Origin of the sequence: Streptomyces sp. NPDC005899 (genome assembly GCF_040629645.1) — a bacterium.
Classification (GTDB): domain Bacteria; phylum Actinomycetota; class Actinomycetes; order Streptomycetales; family Streptomycetaceae; genus Streptomyces.
On the sequence record NZ_JBEXWB010000379.1, the window covers coordinates 1 to 5657 of the forward strand.

Below are 5657 nucleotides of genomic sequence, written 5' to 3' on the forward strand. Positions count from 1 at the left end.
TCTCGTCCGCGGCGGTGCTGCCCGAGCCCGTCTCCGCCTCGTCCTGCTTGGCCCTGACCTCCGGGTCGAGCACGGCTTCCCCGCTGCCGTCGACCGAGGTCAGCGGAGCGCGGTCGTCGGAGACCTCGGTGGGGGCCGGCGGCTCGACCAGCCAGTCGGGGTTGGCCTGCTTGTCCCACCACTTCCAGGCCGCGAAGGCACCGCCCGCCAGCGCACCGAGCACGAGGACGCCCTTGGTCACCCGGCCGGCCCTGGCCCGCCGCTCGTGCTTGCGGACCAGCTTCTGGATCTCCTCGACCGTCACCTGACCACGCAGCGCGGCCAGCGCGGCCGCACTGCGCGCGGTGGCCTCCTCGGCCACGGGCTGGGCCGCGGCGACCGCGGACTCGACCCGCGGCACGGTGTACTCGGCCGCGCTGCGGGCGGCCTTGCGCGTCCGTACGGCAGCGCTGCGAGCCGCCTCGTCGACCTTCGGAGGTACGTGGGTCAGCGCCTGTTCGAGACGGGGCGCCAGGTGCGTGCCGTACTGGACTCGAGCCTGCGCGGCTGCCTTCGACACCTTGGGCGCAAGCCGTGCGCGCGCCTCCTGTGCGTAGTGCGCGGCCTGTTCCTTGGCCGTATCGGCGTAGGGCGCCACCACTTCCGCGGCGTGCTGCGCGCTGTCCTTCGCCGAGTAGGTTGCGGCGCGCACGCTGTCGATGCGGGTCACGGGATCCTCCTCCTTGGTGGCGGGTAGGTACTCCGCCTATCCACCCAATTCGAAATCATGCCTGCCGGGACCCTGAGCGCCAGACGGGACGGGCATCCGGGTCATCGGCGGGGAATGCGGTGCAGGGGGAGCCTGCCGTCGACCTTGTCATGGTTCGGGTGGGGACGCGCCGCGAAGTCGCGCACCTGGCGGAATTTCCCCCTCGGGAAGTGTGGAATACGTGCGGGAAGGGGGGCAACACGGTAAGTGCCACCTTTTTCCGGGCGGGCGAGCGGGCTGCCGGGGGTACGCCCCGTGCGAGGATCGGTGGTCGTCAGCGAAGTCTTACGGAAGGCAGACCGTGGCCGAGCAGCTCTACGCCACCCTGAGGACCAGTTCGGGCGACATCCCGATCCAGCTCCTGCCCGACCACGCGCCCAGGACGGTCAGGAACTTCGTCGAACTGGCCACGGGTGAGCGTGAGTGGACCGACCCGGCGACCGGGCGCAGGTCCACGGACAGGCTGTACGACGGCACCGTCTTCCACCGCGTCATCAGCGGCTTCATGATCCAGGGCGGCGATCCGCTGGGCAACGGCACCGGGGGACCGGGTTACGAGTTCGGCGACGAGTTCCACCCCGACCTCGCCTTCACCAGGCCGTACCTGCTGGCGATGGCCAACGCGGGACCGGGTACGAACGGTTCGCAGTTCTTCCTGACGGTGTCGCCCACCGCGTGGCTGACGGGCAAACACACCATCTTCGGGGAGGTGGCGGGCGACGCGGGCAGGAAGGTCGTGGACGCGATCGCCTCGGCCCCCACCAACCCGCGTACCGACCGCCCCCTTCAGGACGTGGTCATCGAGTCGGTGGTCATCGAGACCCGCTGAACGGCGGAGTGGTGCCTGTCCCGTGGCCCGCGGCGGGGTGGTGCGGGCGGGGGAGGCGCGGTGCCGGCCCGGGGTGGCCTGCCCGGCCCGTCGGGAACCAACCGGCGTCGCCATCCGTACGTCTACACAACGGGTGATCGGGGCGGACACCCGCGTGCCGACTCCCCCAGCTTTCACGGAAGCGGACCGAAGGGGCCATGACCGATGGAGCAGCAGCCGCCACAGGGCCCGGACACAACCGCGGCCGGGCCGGGAGCCCCCACGTGCTACCGGCATCCCGGCAGGGAGACGGGCGTCCGCTGCGTGCGGTGCGAACGGCCGATCTGCACCGACTGCATGATCGACGCCTCCGTCGGGTTCCAGTGCCCGGAATGTGTCCGTGAGGGGTCCGGCACGGGGCACCACGCCGCGGCCGTCCGGCCGCGGACGGTGGCGGGCGGCGCCGTCGCGGCCGACCCCAGGCTGATCACCAAGATCCTGCTGGGCGTCAATCTCGCGGTCTTCGTCGCCGTGTCGGCCGCCGGGCGTCCGCTGATCGAGGACCTGCTGCTGTTCGGGCGCGCCTACTCGGGTGACGCCTCGGCCGGGATCGAAGGGGTGGCCGAGGGGCAGTGGTACCGGCTGGTGACCTCGATGTTCCTGCACCAGGAGGTCTGGCACATCGCCTTCAACATGCTGGGGCTGTGGTGGCTGGGCGGCCCGCTGGAGGCGGCGCTCGGCCGGGCCCGCTACCTCGCGCTCTACCTGATCTCGGGGCTGGCGGGCAGCGCGCTCACCTACGTGATCGCCGACCCCGGTCAGGGATCGCTCGGCGCGTCCGGAGCGATCTTCGGACTGCTGGGCGCCACGGCCGTCCTGATGCGGCGCATGAACTACGACATGCGTCCGGTGATCGGCCTCCTGGTGGTGAACCTGATCTTCACCTTCAACCCGTGGGGCGCCATCGCCTGGCAGGCGCACGTGGGCGGCCTCGTGGCCGGCGTGGTGATCGCGGCCGCCATGGTGCACGCACCGCGTGAGCACCGGGCTCTCGTGCAGTACGGGGTCTGCGGACTGGTCCTGCTGGCTGTCCTGGGAGCCGTCCTCGCCAGGACCGCCGCTCTCACCTGAGCGGAATGCGTTGCTCCCCGGTCAAACTTGTCCACAGAGTGTGTCGAAACTTGTGCATGACGTGGGGAACGGGTGTTCCCCTTGTCGCTGGACCGGGTTTCACCAGCCAGGACAAGGGGTGCGGCGTCGTGATGTGCGGGAGCCTGCAATCATACCGGCGTCAACATCGACGGAAGTTATCCACAGATCGTCTGACCTTTTCCCCTACCTGTGGATAACTCTGTGGGTAACTTCAGGGCCGCGCCGCCCGAGAGGTCACTTCCACTGGGTGGAGACGCCGAAGCCGCCGGCGATGAAACCGAAGCCCACGACGATGTTCCAGTTGCCGAGCGCGTCGACCGGCAGGTCGCCCTCGGTCACGTAGAAGATCACGATCCACGCCAGACCGATCAGGAAGAGCGCCAGCATCACGGGCGCGACCCAACTGCGGTTGGTGAGCTTTATGTTGGTGGACTGCTTCGCCGGCGGAGGCGTGAAGTCGGCCTTCTTGCGGATACGTGACTTCGGCACGAGGGACTCTCCTGTCGATGCGCTGCGTGACCGCGCAGGGATCTGTGGCTGGCGCCGGGGCGCAAGGGGGAATGCTGCCTCCCCGGGGCGTCCGTTAGCGTAGTGCTTCCGTGGCCCCTAAGGAGATAAGGGTACGTTGAGCAATTCTGCCGACTCCCCCCGAGGTCCCGGCCGCCGCATGTCCCGATGGCCGGTCCAGGGGCTCACCGCCGGGGTCTTCGCGCTGGCCGGACTGATCTTCGTGACCAGCGCCAACACGGCCAAGGGCACCGACATCCGTACGGACTCCTCCCTGCTGAAGCTGTCCGACCTCATCCAGCAGCGCAGCGAGAACAACGCGAAGCTGGACGCTTCGACCGCTTCCGTGCGTGCGGACATCGACACGCTCGCACGGCGGGACGACGGCAGCACGCGAGCGGAGGACGCCGAGCTCGACGCGCTGGAGAAGGCCGCGGGTACCGAGAAGCTGACCGGCCAGTCCCTCTCGGTCACCCTGGACGACGCCCCGCCCGACGCCACCGCGAACCCCGGGTATCCCGAGCCGCAGCCCAACGACCTGGTCATTCACCAGCAGGACCTGCAGGCCGTCGTGAACGCGCTCTGGCAGGGCGGCGCCCGCGGTATCCAGGTGATGGACCAGCGGCTGATCTCGACCAGCGCGGTGCGCTGCGTCGGCAACACGCTCATCCTCCAGGGCAGGGTCTACTCGCCGCCGTACAGGATCACGGCGGTCGGTGACAGGGGGAAGCTCAGGCAGGCGCTCGACGACTCGACGGCGATCCAGAACTACCAGCTGTACGTGAAGGCCTACGGCCTGGGCTGGAAGGTCGAGGGGGACGACCGCACGACGCTCCCCGGCTACTCGGGCACGGTGGACCTCCACTACGCACAGCCCGTGGAGTAGCGCGCCGCCCGCCGCCCCCGCGCCCCCGGTACCGCACGGCTGTGGCGCAGGGTGCCCGGCGGCTTTCCACAGCTGACCCACGCCTGTCCCCCGGCCCTTTAGTCTGGTGCCGTACCGAATGGAGGCGACAGCATGTACGGCTGGATCTGGCGGCATCTGCCGGGCAACATCTGGGTGCGGGGACTGATCTCGCTCCTGCTGGCCCTGGCCGTTGTCTACGCACTCTTCCAGTACGTCTTCCCCTGGGCGGAGCCGCTGCTCCCGTTCGGTGACGTCACGGTCGACGGCGAAGGCGCCGGCACGGAGGGGGCGGCCCGATGAGCACACGCGTTCTCGTCGTCGACAACTACGACAGCTTCGTCTTCAACATCGTGCAGTACCTCTACCAGCTCGGGGCGGAGTGCGAGGTCGTCCGCAACGACGAGGTGACCACGGCCCATGCCGGCGACGGCTTCGACGGCGTGCTGCTGTCCCCCGGCCCGGGCACGCCCGAGCAGGCGGGCGTGTGCATCGAGATGGTGCACCACTGCGCGGGGAGCGGAGTCCCCGTCTTCGGCGTGTGCCTGGGGATGCAGTCGATGGCGGTCGCCTACGGCGGTGTCGTGGACCGTGCGCCCGAGCTGCTGCACGGCAAGACGTCCCCCGTGCTCCACGAGGGCAAGGGGGTGTTCGCCGGCCTGCCGTCCCCCTTCACCGCGACGCGCTACCACTCCCTCGCCGCCGAGCCGACCACGGTCCCGGCCGAGCTCGAAGTCACGGCGCGCACGGCCGACGGCATCGTGATGGGGCTGCGTCACCGCGAACTCCCGGTCGAGGGCGTGCAGTTCCACCCCGAGTCGGTGCTCACCGAGCACGGGCACCTCATGCTGGCCAACTGGCTGGAGCGGTGCGGTGACGCGGGGGCCGTCGCGAGATCGGCGGGGCTCGCGCCGGTGGTGGGCAAGGCCACCGCGTGACCCCCCTCCGCCCCGAACCCGACGCCGGGCAGGAGGGCACGTACGCCCGGGGGGCGTATGCGGCCGACGGCACGTTCGAGTCGGCGGTGGAGCGGCTGGCGGACCCGCTGAACGATCCGCTGCCGGGGCAGCACGCGTCGCCCTGGCCCCGCCCCGGGACGTCCGCAGCCGGCGCCGGGGACCGGGAGACGCCCCCGGTGGCACCTCAGCGGGCCCCGGGGAGGGCTCAGCAGCCGCAGGAGCCTCCGGGGGAGTGGTACGACCCGGAGGGCTATCGGCGGGACTGGTACGGGCAGCAGGGCGGCCCGGCCCCGGCGCCTGCCGCACGCCCGGCTGCCACGCTTGGACCGGTTCGCGCACCGATCCCCGCCCCCTTCGCGGCACCGGGCCCTGCCGATTTTCCGGCACCGGTACCGGCACCGTCCCCCGAGCCGCGCCCTGACCCGCGGCCGGGGCCCCGCCGCGCTCCTGACCGTCAGGCACCGGACGAGACGATGGCCCTGCGCACGGCCGCCGTGTTCGAGGCCGCCGAGCCGGGCGGCGCCGACGCCGACGGAGCGGTGCCCGCGGCAGCGCCCCTGCCGGCCGGCGGGCGGGCGG

At 71.0% G+C, this 5657-nt stretch carries 7 protein-coding genes; 5 read left to right on the forward strand and 2 right to left on the reverse strand.

Annotation, left to right across the window (positions count from 1 at the left end; all coding sequences use genetic code 11):
* Positions 1 to 709, reverse strand: a 709-nt coding sequence (locus ABZ371_RS28075) for a DUF5324 family protein (RefSeq protein WP_358684636.1), incomplete at its 3' end; no start/stop codon positions are given.
* Between the two features lie 340 nt (positions 710 to 1049).
* On the opposite strand from ABZ371_RS28075, the gene ABZ371_RS28080 reads away from it, so the two are divergent.
* Together ABZ371_RS28080 and ABZ371_RS28085 are read left to right on the forward strand one after the other, a co-directional pair.
* On the forward strand, positions 1050 to 1577 hold the full coding sequence (locus tag ABZ371_RS28080; RefSeq protein WP_358684638.1) for a peptidylprolyl isomerase: 528 nt from the start codon (positions 1050 to 1052) through the stop codon (positions 1575 to 1577).
* Between the two features lie 204 nt (positions 1578 to 1781).
* A complete protein-coding gene (locus ABZ371_RS28085) occupies positions 1782 to 2687 on the forward strand; it encodes a rhomboid family intramembrane serine protease (RefSeq protein WP_358684641.1) in 906 nt (301 codons plus the stop codon).
* Between the two features lie 255 nt (positions 2688 to 2942).
* Here the strand turns inward: ABZ371_RS28085 and crgA are convergent, their stop codons facing one another.
* On the reverse strand, positions 2943 to 3197 hold the full coding sequence (crgA, locus tag ABZ371_RS28090) for a cell division protein CrgA (RefSeq protein ID WP_358684644.1): 255 nt from the start codon (positions 3195 to 3197) through the stop codon (positions 2943 to 2945).
* Positions 3198 to 3375: 178 nt separating this feature from the next.
* Here crgA and ABZ371_RS28095 point away from each other — a divergent pair, with 178 nt between their 5' ends.
* The 3 genes from ABZ371_RS28095 to ABZ371_RS28105 all read left to right on the forward strand — a co-directional run bounded on the left by ABZ371_RS28095 (position 3376) and on the right by ABZ371_RS28105 (position 5057).
* Positions 3376 to 4101, forward strand: a complete 726-nt coding sequence (locus ABZ371_RS28095; protein ID WP_358684646.1) for a DUF881 domain-containing protein — start codon at positions 3376 to 3378, stop codon at positions 4099 to 4101.
* A gap of 132 nt (positions 4102 to 4233) precedes the next feature.
* Complete coding sequence (locus ABZ371_RS28100) at positions 4234 to 4422, forward strand: hypothetical protein (RefSeq protein WP_358684648.1); 189 nt, start codon at positions 4234 to 4236, stop codon at positions 4420 to 4422.
* On the forward strand, positions 4419 to 5057 hold the full coding sequence (locus ABZ371_RS28105; RefSeq protein ID WP_358684650.1) for an aminodeoxychorismate/anthranilate synthase component II: 639 nt from the start codon (positions 4419 to 4421) through the stop codon (positions 5055 to 5057). The genes ABZ371_RS28100 and ABZ371_RS28105 overlap by 4 nt, the downstream gene beginning before the upstream one ends.
* The last annotated feature ends 600 nt before the right edge of the window (positions 5058 to 5657 follow it).

Coding starts and splice junctions, on each gene's coding strand:
- ABZ371_RS28085 (WP_358684641.1), top strand. CDS start 1,782: ATGGAGCAGCAGCCGCCACAGGGCCCGGACACAACCGCGGCCGGGCCG.
- ABZ371_RS28095 (WP_358684646.1), top strand. CDS start 3,376: ATGTCCCGATGGCCGGTCCAGGGGCTCACCGCCGGGGTCTTCGCGCTG.
- ABZ371_RS28100 (WP_358684648.1), top strand. CDS start 4,234: ATGTACGGCTGGATCTGGCGGCATCTGCCGGGCAACATCTGGGTGCGG.
- ABZ371_RS28105 (WP_358684650.1), top strand. CDS start 4,419: ATGAGCACACGCGTTCTCGTCGTCGACAACTACGACAGCTTCGTCTTC.